Genomic DNA, 18,092 nt, shown 5'->3' on the forward strand with positions numbered 1-18,092 from the left:
ATTACTCATCTTTTAAAAAAGGATATTATGTACGTCATAATATCCTTTTTATTTTATATACTCATTAAGAAACCTATTAAATTTTCTTTTTTATTAAGTTCTAATTTTTTCCTTAAACGGTATCTGGCTAATTCAACACCTCCATTAGAAATATTCATGATTTCGGCAATTTCCTTGGTTGACATATTCATCAGTAAATAAGTTGATAAATCTAATTCTCGCGGTGAAATTGTCGGGTATTTTTCTTTTAATCTTTTTAGAAAATCAAAATGTACATTTTTAATGTGTTTCTCTAAATCTTTCCAGCTTTTATCTGCATTTACTTCTTTTGTAATACTTCTGTTCAATTTTGTAAATTGAGATTTTGTCGATTCATCTAATGTATCAATATTTATGTCTTTTAGTTTATGAATTATCCCGTTTAAAATTTTGTTTTTCTTCACAACCTGTAAGGAGTTGTTTACTAGCTCTTTATCTTTTGCTAAGATCTTAATTTGAAGTTTGTCATTTTTTAATTTTTCAATCTCTTTTTCTAGGTCAAATTGTTCTTGACGTATTTTCGTTTCTTTTTCAAGGTATAATCGCCTTTGTTCGATGGTTTCGTAATATTTGTTTTTACGAATTTTCATTTGAACTCTTTTACGAATATAATAGATTGCTATAATAATAAGTAAAAGGTATCCTAAATAGGCTAGATAATGTCTATACCATGGTGGCGAAATAGAAAAATTAATAATGGCTACTTCAGATTGTATTCCAAAACTATTTCTCGACTTTAATTTCATGGTGTAATCACCTTCTCTTAAATTGGTATATTCTTTTATTGAAATAGTCGACCAATTGCTCCATTTGCTGTCAAATCCGGCTAATTGATAGGAATATTCTACGCTTTCAATGTTGTCGTATGTAGGGGATGAAAAAGTAAATCGGACATGGTTAGAAGAGTATGGAATTTCGTAATTCTCTATTGTTTTATTACCATTACCTAATACCAAAGTATCTCTCGAAAAAGAAAAACTACGTATAAATACGTTTGGTTTGATTTTTAAATTATTAGTAATATTGGGATCGTAGTGCGCTAAACCAGAGGTTAGTCCAATAAAAACATTTGAAGGATCTATTGTTGTAACCGATAGGTAATTATTTACAAGGTTCCCTGTCATATTCGAAAACTCTGCTACTTTATTTTGATAATGCCCTTTTTTATTCAGCTTCAACATACCCAGTGACTCATTAAATACGTACCAAATGTTGCCATATTTATCTTCGGTTATTGAATTGATGTTTGGAATATTTTTGAAAATGGAACTTACAGATTTGTTTTCAGTAAAGGATTTTTGTTGATTTGAGTATTGGTAAAAATGATTATTCGTTTGAAAGAATATGTTATTTTTTAAATGATGAATACTTCCTATTCCTTTTATTTTTTTAGATAGGTTTTCGAATGTTTTTATGTTTTCAAAATTCTTTAAATCTTGAGATAAAGTCATTTTATATAAAACTGCATCCTTTTTTAGCCATAAATTCGTGGCATCTATTTCAAAAGTGTTCGCTGATTTTTCAAAACCTTCGATTTTGTTTCTAAATTGCCATCCACTTGCTGTGTTTTCAAATATGGCAAAACCATTGTATTTTGCTCCTATTATAAAGTTTGTTTTATTTGGAATTACTTTAAAACCAAAATAACCTTTATTGTCTAATGTTTTAATTGCTTTATTTCCGGAAATTAATAATGCACCTCTGTTATGGGCGCATAGTAACTGATCATTAATTATTTGTAAGTTCCAAGCTTGACCAGTTGTGCCTTCTACTAGTTTAAATGAATCTTCTCTAATTGTATTTTCCCAAGATTGATAAAATACACCTTGGTTTGTAGCTACATATAATTTATTTTGGAATAGTGCTGAAGCATAAACAGTACTTAATCCATAACTGAACCCGAGATAAGTAATTGGAGAGCTTTCGTTTATAAAAGTAATTCCATTGTCTAGGCCAAGCCATAAGTTGTTTTTACTGTCAATAAATGAAGTTAGAACAGTGTTGTTTTGTAGGCCTTTAGTATGATTAATATGTTGTATGATCTTCCCGTTTAGGTCACATACTATAATTCCATCTAGTACGGAATTTAGTTGTATATAATTGTCTTTTATTTTTACTCCACCAAGAGAGCTATTTTTTTTAATAAAGGAATTTGCTTGCGTATTCCAAGGGGCCATTTTTCCATTTTGATATATAAAAAGCCCTTTAGTTAAAGTTGTGATTAGTAATTGGTTGTTTGGCAAAGAGAACATTCCCCAAATTTCAGTATTATTGATATCTGTAGTGCCTTTCAAGGGGGTTAAAACACCATTTTTGTATTCTACTATTCCAAGAGAAGATTCTTGAAGGTATAAGTGGTCGTTTACCAGGAATGAAAATTGGAATCTATTAGGAGCTTCAATTATTTTAAGTTGATTGTTCTTATAACTATAGATTCTTCCAAAGGATTGAAAGATAATTGCTTTATTAACGATGTGTATTTTCCAAATGAAATCAATTAACTTGACTTGCTTTTTATTTATCAATTTTGATATAGAAACGTATTCCATTTTTCCTTTTGAATTAGGTTTGAAATAACCAAACTCATTATATCCCCCTACATATACTTTACCAGAGTTATCTATTTTTAAAGATCTGATAGCAGTGGAATTTGGTAAAATGTATTTTCTCCACGATGTTCCATCAAATTGGTAAAGCCCATTGTTATTGGCAAAATATAAATTGCCGTTTTTATCTTGATCAATATTCCAGTTTTGCGTTCCTCCTTTGTAATCGGTTCTTTTATAATTGCGTATATCTGGCAGTCCAATATTTTTTACCTGTGCAAAAATTATCGTTGTGAAAAATAAAAACAAAGCAAAAAAAACGTAGAATTTTGAAGATTTCATAATTATTGTATTGGCTCGTTATAAGTTGTAATGACAGCTGTAAAGTCTTAGTTTTTGTAATGTGAAACGAGATTATTAGCTAAAATACCTCAATTTTAATAATTGTAGGGTTTATTTAATGATTTAACTTTTTGATAACAGCTATTGTTATTTTGTAAACTCTTGTTAATTAAAGTTTTAATTTTTATTTGATGTGTTTTTGTTTAGTTAGTTATTTGGCTTTGATGTGTTTTTGTAGTGATTAATAAATATTAATAACAAAAAAATAACCCTACTATTGTTTCAAATTACTAAATAATTAACCAAAATTTATAGAAAAATGAAATTAACAAAATTACTTATTTTTTGTTTTTCATCTCTATTATTCTCGATTTACGCACAAGCGCAAGACATTGTGGTAAACGGAATAGTAAATGATGAAAGTGGTATGCCAATTCCTGGGGCATCGATTTTATTAAAGGGATCTTCAAAATCAGCCTCTTCAGATTTTGATGGAAAGTTTCAAATGCAAGTGCCTTCAGATGGTATTTTAGCTATTAGTTATATTGGCTATGGAACTGTTCAAGAATCAATAAAAGGGCGTTCTCAAGTGGTTATAAAATTAACATCACAATCTCAAGATTTGAATGAAGTTGTTGTTGTAGGTTATGGTACTCAAAAGAAGAGTGTTGTAACAGGAGCTATTTCAAGCATTAAAGCTTCTGACTTAGAAGATTTGCCAATTACAAGAGTTGAGCAATCATTACAAGGTAGAGTTTCTGGTTTGACAATAGCCGCAAACTCTGGACAACCTGGTTCTTCTGCAACTATTCGAGTTCGTGGTATTACTACATTCGGAAACAATGAGCCACTTTGGGTTGTTGATGGAGTAGTGGTTGACGCTGGTGGTATAGGTTATTTGAATCAATCTGACATTGCCTCAATAGAGGTGTTGAAAGATGCTGCTTCACAAGCTATTTATGGTGCAAGAGCAGCGACGGGTGTTATTCTTGTGACAACAAAAAAAGGGAAATCTGGAAAAATCAGTGTCAATTATAATGGTTACACTGGAATATCGGCTCCTGCTAGAAAATTAGACTTATTAAATGCTACTCAATATGCCACTTTGATGAATGAGGCTTCAGTAGCAGGTGGTGGAGATATTAAATTTTCAAACCCAGCATCATTTGGTGTAGGTTCCGATTGGCAATCAGCGATTTTTAATAATAATGCAAAACGTGTTGGACATGAATTAAGTTTAAGTGGTGGAAATGAAGTATCAACATTCTATTTGTCTTTTGGTCTTTTGGATCAAGAAGGAATTGTCGCTACTGATATCTCCAACTATATCAGAAAAAATATTAGGTTAAACTCCACACATAAAATCACTAAGAAAATTACTTTTGGTCAAACATTGGGATATTCTAGAGAGAAAAATGTAGGGTTAGGAAATACTAATAGTGAATTTGGAGGACCTTTAAGTTCTGCAATCAATTTAGATCCATTGACACCAATTGTAGAAAGAGATCCAGTTCTTGCAAATCAATCTCCTTACACAAATACAGGTGCAATTAGAGATGCTAATGGTAATCCTTATGGTATTTCCTCTTTTGTTGGTCAAGAAATGTCTAATCCATTGGCGTATATTCAAACAAGATTAGGGAATTATGGTTGGTCTGACAATTTTGTTGGTAATGCTTATTTAGAAGTTGAGCCAATAAGTGGCTTAAAATTTAGAACTACTCTTGGGGGAAAATTAGCTTATTGGGGTAGTGAAAGCTTTACTCCAATATCTTATTTGAATGCTTCAAATATTGTAGCCAAAAATAATATATCAAGAAGTACAAATACTGGCTTTGGTTGGAATATAGAAAATATAGCTTCTTATTCTAAACTTATCAATAGTCATAATTTCAGTATTTTAGTTGGTCAGGGTGCTTATGTTGATAATATTACTAGTGGGAGCGGTGTAACGTATTATAATATTCCTGTTACTAGCTATAAAGATGCTTCATTTAATTATAGTGTTCCAAAAGACCAGATTGACTCTTACGCGTATACTGGATCAGAACATGTTGTAACATCGTTGTTCTCTAGATTAAATTATGATTATAAAGAAAAATATTTGGTAACGGGTATTATTCGTAGAGATGGTTCTTCGCGATTTGGATCAAATAATAGATACGGAACTTTTCCTTCATTCTCATTAGGTTGGGTAGCTTCAAAAGAAGATTTTTGGAAGGAAAACAATGTAGTTAATCAACTGAAATTTAGAGGTGGTTATGGTGTTACAGGTAATGATGCTATTGGTGATTTTAGATATTTAGCTACAATTGGAGGTGGAAGAAATTACACTATTGGGAATTCGGGTTCTGTAACTATAGGTAATAGTCCGAATGCTCCTTCTAACCCTGATTTGAAATGGGAAGAGACAAGTCAAACTAACATAGGATTTGATGCTACATTATTTCAAAATTTTAATCTTTCGTTAGATTTATATGATAAAAAGACAACAGGCATTTTGCAAGATGTTTTGATACCTGGTTATGTGGGTTCTACAGGAAATCCTGTTGGGAATGTAGCTGATATGCAAAATAAAGGTATTGATTTAGAGTTGGGGTACCGTAAAAAAATTGGTCAAGTAAATATGTCCGTTAATGCGAATGTTTCCTATTTAGATAATAAAGTTACTTATTTAGGGAACGGTATTGATTTCTTATCTGGTGGGCAAACTATTCAGTCAAGTACTTACCCTATTACAAGAGTTCAAGTGGGGCAACCATATAATGCTTTCTATGGTTTTAAAACGGCAGGGATATTCCAAAATCAAACAGAGATTAATGAATATACTAATGCAGATGGTGGATTAATTCAACCTAATGCTGTACCTGGAGATTTCCGTTGGAAAGACGTAAATGGTGATGGAAAGATCACATCAGATGACAGAGAGTTCCTAGGTAGTCCAATTCCTAAATATACTTTTGGTTTTACTATTAATTTAGATTATAAAAATTTCGATTTATTAGTTTTTGCCCAAGGAGCAAGTGGGAACAAAATTTTTCAAGGTTTACGTAGGTTAGATATTGGGAATGCCAATTTTCAAACATCAGCTTTAGGACGTTGGACAGGAGAAGGAACTTCAAATACTTTTCCAAGATTGACTACAAATGACACGAATAAAAACTTTAATAATCCTTCTGATTTTTATCTTGAAGATGGTGATTATTTAAGATTTAAAACAATTCAGTTAGGGTATTCTTTGCCAAGCGACGCTATTAGTAAAGCAGGTTTAAGCAAAACTAGAATTTATTTAACTGCCGAAAATTTATTCACTTTCACAAAATATTCAGGATATGACCCTGAAATTGGTGGAGGAGTAATGGGAATTGATAGAGGATTTTATCCGCAAGCAAGAACATTCATGTTAGGTGTTAATTTACAATTTTAATAAAAGATATTATTATGAAACTTAAAAATATAAAATTTTCACTTATTGCTTCTGTTGTACTTTTTACAGCAACATCATGCAGTGAGGAATTTTTAAATGTGGAACCAAAAGGGACAGCATTAGAAGATAATTATTATACTAACGAAACTGAGGCTTATTCAGGACTGGTTTCCGTATATGACGTTTTAGGGAAACAGTCAAAAGGATTTGAGAATATGATTTGTATGTTAAATGCAGGATCAGATGACTTTTATGCTGGTGGTGGTGGTGCAACTGATGGTACCGGAATTCAATCTTTTTCAGATTATTCGATAAGCCCAGTTACAATTCCTGCTAGTTTTTGGAATGATTTTTATCAAGGTATTTTTAGAGCAAATATTCTACTTGAAAAATTGCCTAATGTGCCGATGAATGATGCAACTAAAGCAAGATTTACTGCTGAAACTAAGGCTTTGCGCGGTTATTATTATTTTGAATTAGTGCGAACTTTTAAGAATGTCCCATTAATTACTGAACCAATAGCTACTAGTGAAATATATAATGTTTTACAAGCTAGTTCAGATGATGTTTATGCTCAAATTGAAAAAGATTTGACAGAAGCATTACCTAATTTGCCTAATACAATAAGTGATGTAGCAAATGAAGGAGGACGTTTTTCTAAAGGTTCAGTTCAAGCTTTATTAGGAAAAGTATATTTATATGAAGGGAAAAATACTCAAGCAGCTGCTGCATTTGCTTCAGTTAATGGAACACCAGGGGGCACGAGTATGTATGGTTATAAATTGCTAAATAAATTTGCAGATTTGTGGACTATAAATAACAAGTTTAATTCAGAAGCAATTATTGAAATTACCCATACAGATAAAAGTAATGCAGATTGGGGTAATTGGGGATCAGGATCAGATGAAGGAAACAGTGTTAATGTAATGGTTGGGCCAAGGAGTTTTTCTAGACCTTCTAATTCTACGGCTCCGGATTATGCTTCGGGCTGGAGTTTCAATACAGTGACTCAAAATTTGTATGATGCCTTAAAATCAGACCCTCGTTTTGATGCAACCATTGTTGATATGAAAGCATTAAAAGCGGCAGGACAGGCGGATTATTCTCCTGGATATAAAGACACAGGTTACTTTTTGAAAAAATTTATGCCATTAACATCAGATGTTTCTACAGGTGGAGGCGCTTCAGTTTTAAATTATAAGCAAAATGTATATGCAATCCGTTTGGCTGATACGTATTTGATGGAAGCGGAAGCACTTGGTGCAACTGGAGCAAGAGCACAAGCTTTATTAGATGCGGTTAGAGCAAGAGTAGGCTTGGGCTCTGTGCCTGTTTCTATGGATGCTGTTTTAGCCGAGAGAAGATTAGAACTCGCAGGAGAAGGTCATCGTTGGTTTGACCTAGTAAGAACAGGAAAAGCAGCTGCCGCATTAGCGAGTAAAGGATTTACAACTGGTAAAAATGAAATTTGGCCTATTCCTTTGAAAGAATTGGAAAATACTAAAATTGTTCAAAATCCTAATTACAACTAATATTAAAAATGAATAAGATGAAATTAAAAATAGTTTTAAATAGAGGCGTTTACCTAATGTTTGCTTTGGCTACATTATGTTCACTAAATAGTTGTCAACCTGATGCAGTTGGTGTCGGTAATGGTCTTACTGATGCTAATGTGGATGCTTCCTTTACAGTCACGCCTGTAGAAGGAGCTTCAAATAAATTTACGTTAAGTGCTCAGAAAGCAAATGTAATTGCTTCAAAATGGGATATTGGGGAAGGTACTTTTTCAGGCAAAATGATTGAAACCGTATTTTTTCCGGATGCTGGGACCTATACGGTAACACATACTGCAATTGGTAAAGGTGGAGCTATGAATGCAACCACTAAGGATATTGTAGTTGCAACTTCTGACCCAGTCGCGGGGAATATTATTCAAGGCGGAAAATTTCAAAGCGCAACAGATCATGATAAATGGACTATTTTAAAAATTAGTGATTCGGGAACGAGTTGGTCATTTAATGAAGGAAGTGCTACCGTAAAAGGTGGGGGATGGAATCAGCAAGGAATTTATCAAGCAGTCCAAGTACAAGCCAACAAAGATTATAAAATTGACATGAAAGTATTTGGTAGTGGAGCTATAAATACATGGTTTGAAGTATATGTTTCCAAAACACCACCAGTTCAAAACACAGATTATAGTGCAGATGGAAGAAGAATGGGATTGAGTACTTGGGACGGATGCGCAACAGCTGTATTTTCAGGTAAATTATCAACTGTAGGTTGTGTTGGATCTGGAAATACGGTTCGTTTTACTGAAGCGGGAACCGTTTATTTATTAATTAAATGTGGTGGTGAAAACATTGGGACTACTGGAATTTCAATAACTAACGTTGAAATGCGAGGCAGTAATTAAAGGGAAGTTAGGTTAGGTTTGAATTTTAAGTTGGTGAAATAGCCCATTCTCATTTGATTATGGGCTATTTTTTTAAAACTAAAATAAAACATTACGTTTATTTGTAACTTAGAGTCTTTATTTTGAGACTTTTATTATCAAATAATTATTAATTAAAAAATAACAATAAATGAAAAATTATAGCTTGAAAGTCATTGCTTTATTCTGTTCTTTTACTGCTTTTGCACAACAGCATTCGCTTAAAAAAGAACAGCAAGGATTTATCACTAATGGAAAAAAAATAACGGTATATACTACTGCAGATAGTACGGATTTAAGGTTAACTCCCACAGATAATTTAGTTTTTATGCCTGCGGGACAACCTTTTGAAACAGAAATTTCAGTTTTTGTGGAACCATCTAAAACTTTTCAAAAATTCATGGGAATTGGAGGCGCAATAACTGATGCTAGTGCTGAAGTTTATGCTAAATTATCCAAAGATAAACAGCAGGAACTCATGAATGCATATTATGATAAAGACAAAGGAATTGGTTATTCTTTGTTACGAACAACAATTCATAGTTCTGATTTCAGCAATGGAAGTTATACTTATATCAAGGAAGGGGATACGTCTTTGAAGACTTTTTCTATTGAGCATGACAGGCAATTTCGTATTCCAATGCTTAAAGAAGCAATCAAAACGGCTGGAGGGAAATTATTGACCTATGTTTCTCCTTGGAGTCCACCAGCTTTTATGAAAAGCACAAATAATATGCTAAAAGGGGGCATTTTGTTGCCAGAGTTTTATCAAGCATGGGCAAACTATTATGCTAAATTTATTAAGGCATATGAAAAAGAAGGCATGCCTATTTGGGGGCTTACCATACAAAACGAGCCAATGGCGGTCCAAACGTGGGAGTCTTGTGTATATACAGCTGAAGCTGAGCGCGATTTCTTGAAAAACTTTCTGGGACCAATAATGGCAAAAGAGGGCCTTGGTAATAAAAAAATTGTGGTTTGGGACCACAATCGTGATTTAATGAATCAAAGAGCAAATACTATTTTTTCTGATCCTGAAGCTTCAAAATATGCTTGGGGTATGGGTTTTCATTGGTATGAAACTTGGGCAGGTGGAGCGCAAATGTTTGATAATGTACGCAAAGTACATGAAGCATATCCAGATAAAAAATTACTTTTTACTGAAGGGTGCATTGAAAAATTCGATGCTAAAAAATATCAATTTTGGCCTAATGCAGAGCGTTATGGCATTTCTATGATTAATGATTTTAATAATGGAACTGTAGGATGGACGGACTGGAATATCTTATTGGATCAAAATGGTGGTCCTAATCATGTTGGAAATTTCTGTTTTGCACCGATTCATGCGGATACTAATACAGGAGAATTAATCTATACTCCTTCCTATTATTACATCGGACATTTTTCAAAATTTATTCGTCCTGATGCCAAAAGAGTAAGTACAGCAGTTAGCAGAAGCAGTTTGTTAAGTACTTCTTTTTTGAATACAGATGGTAAAATGGTCACTATTGTAATGAATCAAAGTGACAAAAAAGTCACCTATAATTTATTTGTAGCTTCAGAGAAAACAGTAGTGCAAATCCCAGCTCATGCTATTCAAACATTAGTCTACTAAAAAACAACAATATGAATCAGTATTTAAAAAGAGTACTTAAGATTACCTTTTTTATAACGGCAATAGTTCTGCAAGTAAAATGTTCTTCATCAAGTGATAGTGGTTCAGAGCCAGCACCGCCAACACCAGTACCTCCTGTGACAGTGGCTAATGAAGTTGATTTTTGGTTGACTAAAGGAGATCAAAGCGTAAAACTTCAAAAACAAACAGGTGTCTTGGGGTTTGGAACTTCGGCTAACGGTTATGCTAGTATAGAAGTAAATGAAGCCCAAAAATACCAAACAGTTGATGGCTTTGGTTATACTTTAACTGGGGGTAGTGCAGATGTCATTAATCAACTGACTTCTTCAAAGAAAAATGACCTTTTACAGGAATTATTCGGATCTGGTGAAAGTGCAATTGGGGTCAGTTATATCAGGATAAGTATTGGCGCATCGGATATGAATGCTACTCCATTTACCTATAATGATTTACCAACTGGGGATTCTGATTTGGCTTTAGCAAAATTCAGCTTGGATCCTGACAGAAATGGAGTTATTGCTTTATTGAAAGAAATACTATTGATTAACCCAAAGATTAAGATTGTAGCAACACCGTGGTCAGCGCCTCTTTGGATGAAAGATAAAGACAGTTTTGTGGGAGGACACTTGCAAACAAAATATTATGAAGTTTATGCACAATATTTTGTGAAATACATTCAACAAATGAAAGGGGAAGGAATTACAATCGATGCGATTACTCCTCAAAATGAACCTTTGCATGGAGGGAACAATCCAAGTATGGAGATGACAGCAATAGAACAAACTAATTTCATTAAAACAAATTTGGGACCCGCTTTTAAAACAGCAAACATCACTACAAAAATTATTGCTTATGATCATAATTGTGATAATATACAATATGCTAACACCGTATTAAGCGATGTTGATGCAGCTGCTTTTGTAAATGGAACTGCTTTTCATTTATATGCTGGAGATATTAGTGCACTTTCTATGGTTTACGATGCTTTTCCAACTAAAAGCATTTATTTTACGGAACAATTTACGGCTTCTACGGGTGATTTTAAAGGAGATTTAAAATGGCATTTAAAAAATATAATCATTGGTTCTATGCGAAATTGGAGTAGAAATGCATTAGAGTGGAACCTAGCAAATTCAGGTTCTTTTGGCCCACACACCTCTGGGGGTTGTTCGACTTGTAAAGGTGCCATAACCGTTAATTCTAGTGAAAGTTTGGAACGTAATGTTGCTTATTATATTATTGCTCACGCTTCTAAATTTGTTCCGGCTGGTTCTATAAGAATCGGAAGTAATGTTAGTGGTGATTTAAATAATGTGGCTTTTATAACTCCCGAAGGGAAAAAGGTTCTAATTGTTGAGAATGACGGTACTGTTAACACCTTATTTAATATTAAGTTCAATGGAAAATGGATAACAACTTCCCTAGATGCAGGTTCAGTGGGAACCTATGCATGGTAATGAAATTTTAAAACACATTAAACTCAAAATTAGTATATGAAAAAAGGAGCTTTAATAATTACAGTATTGTTCTCAATTGCGTCTTTTAGTCAAGGGTTTTTACATACTAACGGGCAAAATATTGTTGATGGGAATGAGCAGAATCTAATTCTAAGAGGTCTAGGTTTAGGTGGTTGGATGGTTCAAGAAGACTATATGCTCAAGACCGATCAATTTGCAGGACCACAGTATGTTATAAAACAAAAAATCACTGATTTAATTGGTGAAAAGAGTACCGAAGATTTCTATAAAGCATATAAAGAAAACGGAATTACAAAGAGAGATATTGATTCTCTTGCGACTTGGGGATTTAATTCAGTTCGATTGCCCATGCATTATAACTTGTATACTTTACCTGTTGAAGAAGAAAAAAGTGCAGGAGAGAATACATGGCTTGAGGAAGGTTTTACAATGACTGATCATCTACTAGAATGGTGTGCGGCAAATAAAATGTATTTAATTTTAGATCTTCACGCCGCTCCTGGAGGGCAAGGGAGAGACGCTAATATATCCGATTATGATACGTCTAAGCCGTCTTTGTGGGAAAGCGAAGCCAATCGAAATAAAATGATTGCCTTTTGGAAAAAAGTGGCGGTACGCTATAAAGATAATCCGTGGATTGGTGGGTATGATATTATAAATGAACCCAACTGGAATTTTACGGGAACCAATAATAATGGATGTGATGAAACTTCAAATGGGCCTTTAAGAGCACTTCAAGTTAATATTACGAAGGCAATACGAGAAGTAGATACGAATCACTTAATTATTATTGAAGGCAATTGCTGGGGCAACAATTACAATGGAATTTTTCCGCTTTGGGATGATAACATGGCTATGAGTTTTCATAAATATTGGAACCACAATACACAAGGTGCGATTCAGAAAATGTTGGATTATAGAACGCAATACAATGTTCCAATATGGTTGGGAGAAAGTGGTGAAAATTCTAATGTTTGGTTCAAAGATGCTATTTCTTTAGTAGAATCCAATAATATAGGTTGGGCTTTTTGGCCAATGAAAAAAATAGAAAATATCGCAGGAATTACCTCAGTTAAAAAGAATCCTGATTATGAGATTTTACTTCAATATTGGAAAAATGGCGGAATGAAACCCAGTCCAGATTTTGCTAAAATAGCACTGATGCAGTTAGCGGAAAATTTTAAAATGGAAAATGTGACCGTCAAGCCAGATGTCGTTGATGCGATGTTTAGACAAGTGCAAACGAATGAAACAAAGGCCTATAAAAAACATAATTTACTAGGAAAAATCTTTGCGACCGAATACGATTTGGGTACCAATGGATTTGCTTATTTTGATAAGGATGTAGTAAATTATAAAGTGGATACGGGAACTTTTGAAGAGTGGAATAAAGGAAATTCAATGCGTAATGACGGAGTTGATATTTTACCATGTACGGATGCAATTTCAAATGGATTCCAAGTTTCATTTATAGAAAATGAGGAGTGGTTGCAATTTACATTAGATTCAAAATCAAAAAAAACGTATGATGTTGCAATTCGATACGCAAGTTCAAAAGCAGATGGGAAGCTACATTTTGAAATGGAAAATGGAATGAAATCATCGGGTATAAAACTTCCAAGAACGGGTGGTGATGCGGTATGGAAAACGGTTGTTTTGCATGGATTAGATTTAAATAAAGGAATAAATAAAATCAAAGTAGCTTTTGACAAAGGAGGTTTTAATCTTAATTATTTTGAATTTATAAAAAGTAAAAAATAACTATTTACACTAAGGTCAATCAATAGAAATCAACATCTTTAAAATATTATTTATAATGAAAAACATTGCTTATAAAATAACATTGTTATCTTTTGTTTTGCTATTCGCATTTCTGTCTTGTAGCGACAATGGAGGAACTTCAAATGAAGTGCCTGTAGTTGTGCCGTCAAATTTATCGGTTAAAGCTACAGTTGTTGGTACATCTACTGCAAATCCTAATGGAGATGGGAGTGGCGTAGTGAATTTTAAAATCACGGCGAATAACGCGGTTTCTTATAAAATATTGGTTGATGGAAAAACGATTGAACAAACCTCTGGAGATTATTCATATACTTTCAAAACGGCAGGAACTAATACATTTACGGTTTATGTGTCAGCATATAATGGAGTAAATTTTATTAGTTCTTCGGTTGTGGTGGTGGTTAATGTAGCTTTAAATTTAATTTGGTCAGATGAGTTTAATGTAGATGGAGCTCCTGATGTCTCTAAATGGAATTTGCAAACTTGGGATCCGGGTTATGTTAATAACGAACTTCAATCTTACACCACCCGTGCAAAGAATATAAAAGTGGAAGACGGCCTTTTGAAAATTACAGCACTTAGAGAAGATTATGGTAAAGGGAAGTTTACTTCTGGAAGAATAGAAAGCAATGGAAAATTTGAATTTACTTATGGTACAATTGTGATAAGAGCAAAAGTACCTACTGGAGTTGGTACATGGCCAGCTGTCTGGATGCTAGGTAGTAATATTGGTAGTGTAGGATGGCCAGCTTGTGGAGAGTTAGATATTTTAGAATCTGTGGGAAAAAATTTAAATCAAAATCACTCTTCGTTGCATTCACCAGGAAGATCAGGAAATACGCCTGATACAGGAATTATAAAAGTTCCTAATAGTAATACAGAATTTCATATTTATAAAGCAAGTTGGACTGCTACCGATATTAAGTTTTATGTTGATGATGTCTTGTATTATACTTTTCAAAATTCGGATAAATTTCCATTCAATAAAAACTTTTATCTAATAGTAAATTTAGCTATGGGAGGCGTTTGGGGAGGTGATGTTGATCCAAATTTCACATCTTCTACTTTTGAAATTGATTATGTTAGGGTTTATAATTAGGGTTTTATTGTTTATTATTGCCCATATTTTGGCTGCTGTTTTGTAATTCGAACAATCTTATCTATAATATAATTTGATAAAATGAAAAATTTAAAAAATATCTTTTTTCTTCTGATTTTTGGTCTAATGTGCACGGTTTTACCAGCGCAATCATTAAAGATTATGACGTACAATATCCGATTGGATGTAAGTAGTGATGGAGAAAATGATTGGACTCATCGTAAAGATTTTTTTACATCACAAATTCAATTCCATGAGCCGGATGTTTTTGGAGTTCAAGAAGCTACCCCCAATCAAGTTGTTGATATCTCAAATGTACTTTTGAAATATAATAATGTAGGCATGGGAAGAGAAGGGGTTGGAAAAGGAGAGTCTTCCAATATTTATTTTAAAAAAGATAAATTCACAATACTGGATTCTAGTACTTTTTGGCTTTCAGATACACCCAATGAAATTTCAATGGGCTGGGATGCGGCTTGTAATAGAGTTTGTACATATGCTCTTTTTAAGGATAACAAAACGAAACAGTTTTTTTGGGTTTTCAATACTCACTTGGACCATATTGGTGAAGTGGCTCGAACCAAGGGAATTGAGCTAATTCTTTCTAAAATTGCGGCGCTAAATACTAAGAAATATCCTGTAATTTTCATGGGGGATTTTAATACAGAACCTAATGAGGATCGAATAATCAAGTTGCAAAAAGTAATGGATGATACTAAGGACCTTTCACAGAATAAACCTTTTGGACCTGAAGGAACTTTCAATGGTTTTAAACATAATGAGCCAGTAACTAAAAGAATTGATTACATTTTTATATCAAAAAATAATAATTTAAATGTAATGAAATATGCTGTTTTGAGTGACTCCAAGGATTTGAAATACCCATCAGATCATTTGCCGGTTTTAGTAGAACTTAACTTTAAAAAATAATATGAAAAGAAGATTAAAAACGATACAGCTTTTGTTATTGTTGCCTATAATTGCCCTTCAATACAATTGTAGCCCTTCAAGGAAAACAATGGAAACGACTCATGAAGTTTCTTTTTGGATGACTAAAAGTGATCAATCAGTGCTATTGCAAAAACAAGAAAAAAACTTGGTATTCAATACTTTTGCTAATTCGAATCCAACAATTGATGTTGATGACTCTCAAAAATTCCAAACGATTGATGGTTTTGGCTTTAGTTTAACAGGAGGAAGTGTGACGGCTATCAATAAATTAGAAAAATCAAAAAAAGCGGCCCTTTTACAAGAATTATTTGGTACTAAAGAGGATGCAATTGGGATTAGCTATTTGCGAATTAGCATTGGAGCGTCCGATTTGAATGAGGCTGTTTTTTCGTATGATGATATGCCTAAAGGGAAAACCGATTTGAAGTTGGAGCATTTTAACTTTGGTTCAGACGCAAATGATTTGATTCCACTTCTAAAAGAAATTATAGCAATAAATCCATCGATTAAAATTATGGGATCGCCATGGTCTCCACCTGTTTGGATGAAGGACAATGGAAATACAAAAGGAGGCAGTTTACTTCCTCAGTATTATAAAGTATATGCGGAGTATTTTGTAAAATACATTCAACGTATGAGTGAAAAAGGAATTACTATTGATGCTATCACACCTCAAAACGAACCCTTGCACCCGGGGAATAATCCAAGTTTGTTAATGACTGCTTTAATGCAAGCTGATTTTATAAAAAATAACTTAGGTCCTGCTTTCAAAAAAGCCAATTTAAAAACAAAAATCGTAATTTACGACCATAATTGTAATAAGCCAGAATATCCTTTGACCATTTTGAATGATCCTGAAGCATTGCCATTTGTTACAGGTTCAGCTTTTCATTTGTACGAAGGAGACATCAGTGCGCTGTCAACAGTGCACAACGCTTTTCCTAATAAAGAGGTATATTTCACAGAACAATACACAGGTTCGGGGAGCAGTTTTGAATCGGATTTAAGATGGAGTGAAAAAAACGTGGTGATTGGTTCCATGCGAAATTGGAGTAAAAATGCGCTATCTTGGGGCTTAGCCAATGATGAATTCTATAGGCCTTTTACACCAGGTGGTTGTAGCACTTGTAAAGGAGCGTTGATGATTGATAAAAAAGGAGTAATTAAAAGAGAAGTGGGGTACTATATTATTGCTCATGCTTCTAAGTTTATTCCTGATGGTTCAACTCGAATTGCTAGTAATTTAATTGATCATCTGACTAATGTGGCTTTTAGAACTTCTGGAGGAAAAACTGTTTTATTAGTTTTGAATGATGGAGAAAATAATGAAACTTTTAATATTAAATACAATAATAAATGGGTTACTACGACTTTAAATTCTGGAGCGGTAGCAACTTATATTTGGTAATAAATAAAAAAATAATGATGAGATTTAAGATTTTTTGCACACTGTTTTTGAGTTGTTTTATTATCAATAATGCTATATCACAAGAGGTTAAAACGATAACTTATTTCAAAAACGACACCATAAAACTGGATTTGGATTTATATTTGCCTCAAAAGAAAACCAATCAAAAAACACCCTTAATACTCTTTGCTTTTGGGGGTGGATTTTCTGGAGGGGATCGTACTAGCGGAAAAGAGTTTTGTAAACTACTAGCTCAAAATGGGTATGCGGCAGCAAGTATTTCTTATACTTTATATATGAAAGATAAAAACTTTAGTTGTGATGGTATTTTGACCGAAAAAATTAAAGCCATTCAAATTGGAGTGAGTGATATGTGGCAAGCTACTTCGTATTTGATAAAAAATGCGGATAATTATAATATTGATGCTTCTAAAGTATTTATAAGTGGAATAAGTGCAGGTGCCGAAATTGGTTTTCAGGCTAGTTATTGGGATTATAAATTAATGAATTTATATGAAAATAATTTACCAGATAATTTTAAATACGCTGGATTTATGGGAGGTTCAGGTGCCATTATGGATTTGAATTTGATTACTGAAAAAAACTGTATTCCAATGCTTTTGGCTCATGGTAGTGCTGACGGAACAGTTCCCTATGGAACAGCTGCGCACCATACTTGTCCAACTAATTCCTCTGGATGGTTGATGTTGTTTGGTTCATATTCAGTATATAATTATGCATCACAATTTAATAAAGGGATTGAATTAATTACTTTTTGTGGTGGAGGGCATGAGTTTTCAGGCTATTTATTTGAGAAAGAACCGCACTATGTTTTAGAATTTTTAAAAGAGGTTTTAGCAGGAAACAAATTTCAAAACCATATTGTAAAACCTTCATCTAAAGCAGAAAAGTCTAAATATTTGTTTTGTAATTAAGTTTATAACTAAATACTA

General features: G+C 33.2%; 11 protein-coding genes. 10 read left to right on the forward strand and 1 reads right to left on the reverse strand.

Features of this window, described 5'->3' with window-relative positions; all coding sequences use genetic code 11:
* Positions 1-53: 53 nt before the first annotated feature.
* A complete protein-coding gene (locus tag AB3G34_RS00115; RefSeq protein ID WP_369753081.1) occupies positions 54-2,927 on the reverse strand; it encodes a triple tyrosine motif-containing protein in 2,874 nt (957 codons plus the stop codon).
* Between the two features lie 319 nt (positions 2,928-3,246).
* On the opposite strand from AB3G34_RS00115, the gene AB3G34_RS00120 reads away from it, so the two are divergent.
* The 10 genes from AB3G34_RS00120 to AB3G34_RS00165 all read left to right on the forward strand — a co-directional run bounded on the left by AB3G34_RS00120 (position 3,247) and on the right by AB3G34_RS00165 (position 18,074).
* Positions 3,247-6,354, forward strand: coding sequence for a SusC/RagA family TonB-linked outer membrane protein (locus AB3G34_RS00120; RefSeq protein ID WP_369753082.1), 3,108 nt, complete (start codon positions 3,247-3,249; stop codon positions 6,352-6,354).
* A gap of 14 nt (positions 6,355-6,368) precedes the next feature.
* On the forward strand, positions 6,369-7,886 hold the full coding sequence (locus AB3G34_RS00125; protein ID WP_367773439.1) for a RagB/SusD family nutrient uptake outer membrane protein: 1,518 nt from the start codon (positions 6,369-6,371) through the stop codon (positions 7,884-7,886).
* Between the two features lie 17 nt (positions 7,887-7,903).
* Positions 7,904-8,767, forward strand: a complete 864-nt coding sequence (locus tag AB3G34_RS00130; protein ID WP_367773441.1) for a PKD domain-containing protein — start codon at positions 7,904-7,906, stop codon at positions 8,765-8,767.
* Between the two features lie 169 nt (positions 8,768-8,936).
* A complete protein-coding gene (locus AB3G34_RS00135) occupies positions 8,937-10,400 on the forward strand; it encodes a glycoside hydrolase family 30 beta sandwich domain-containing protein (protein ID WP_369753083.1) in 1,464 nt (487 codons plus the stop codon).
* Between the two features lie 11 nt (positions 10,401-10,411).
* Positions 10,412-11,878, forward strand: a complete 1,467-nt coding sequence (locus tag AB3G34_RS00140) for a glycoside hydrolase family 30 beta sandwich domain-containing protein (RefSeq protein ID WP_369753084.1) — start codon at positions 10,412-10,414, stop codon at positions 11,876-11,878.
* A gap of 36 nt (positions 11,879-11,914) precedes the next feature.
* On the forward strand, positions 11,915-13,660 hold the full coding sequence (locus AB3G34_RS00145; protein ID WP_369753085.1) for a cellulase family glycosylhydrolase: 1,746 nt from the start codon (positions 11,915-11,917) through the stop codon (positions 13,658-13,660).
* A gap of 55 nt (positions 13,661-13,715) precedes the next feature.
* Positions 13,716-14,780, forward strand: coding sequence for a glycoside hydrolase family 16 protein (locus AB3G34_RS00150; protein ID WP_369753086.1), 1,065 nt, complete (start codon positions 13,716-13,718; stop codon positions 14,778-14,780).
* A 162-nt stretch (positions 14,781-14,942) separates the two neighbouring features.
* Entirely contained in the window at positions 14,943-15,710 is a 768-nt protein-coding gene (locus AB3G34_RS00155) for an endonuclease/exonuclease/phosphatase family protein (RefSeq protein WP_369753087.1), read from the forward strand.
* 1 nt (position 15,711) lies between these two features.
* Positions 15,712-17,139, forward strand: a complete 1,428-nt coding sequence (locus AB3G34_RS00160) for a glycoside hydrolase family 30 beta sandwich domain-containing protein (protein ID WP_369753088.1) — start codon at positions 15,712-15,714, stop codon at positions 17,137-17,139.
* Between the two features lie 14 nt (positions 17,140-17,153).
* On the forward strand, positions 17,154-18,074 hold the full coding sequence (locus AB3G34_RS00165) for an alpha/beta hydrolase (RefSeq protein ID WP_367773455.1): 921 nt from the start codon (positions 17,154-17,156) through the stop codon (positions 18,072-18,074).
* Positions 18,075-18,092 lie beyond the last annotated feature (18 nt).

Origin of the sequence: Flavobacterium sp. WC2409, assembly GCF_041200085.1 — a bacterium.
Taxonomy (GTDB): Bacteria; Bacteroidota; Bacteroidia; order Flavobacteriales; family Flavobacteriaceae; genus Flavobacterium.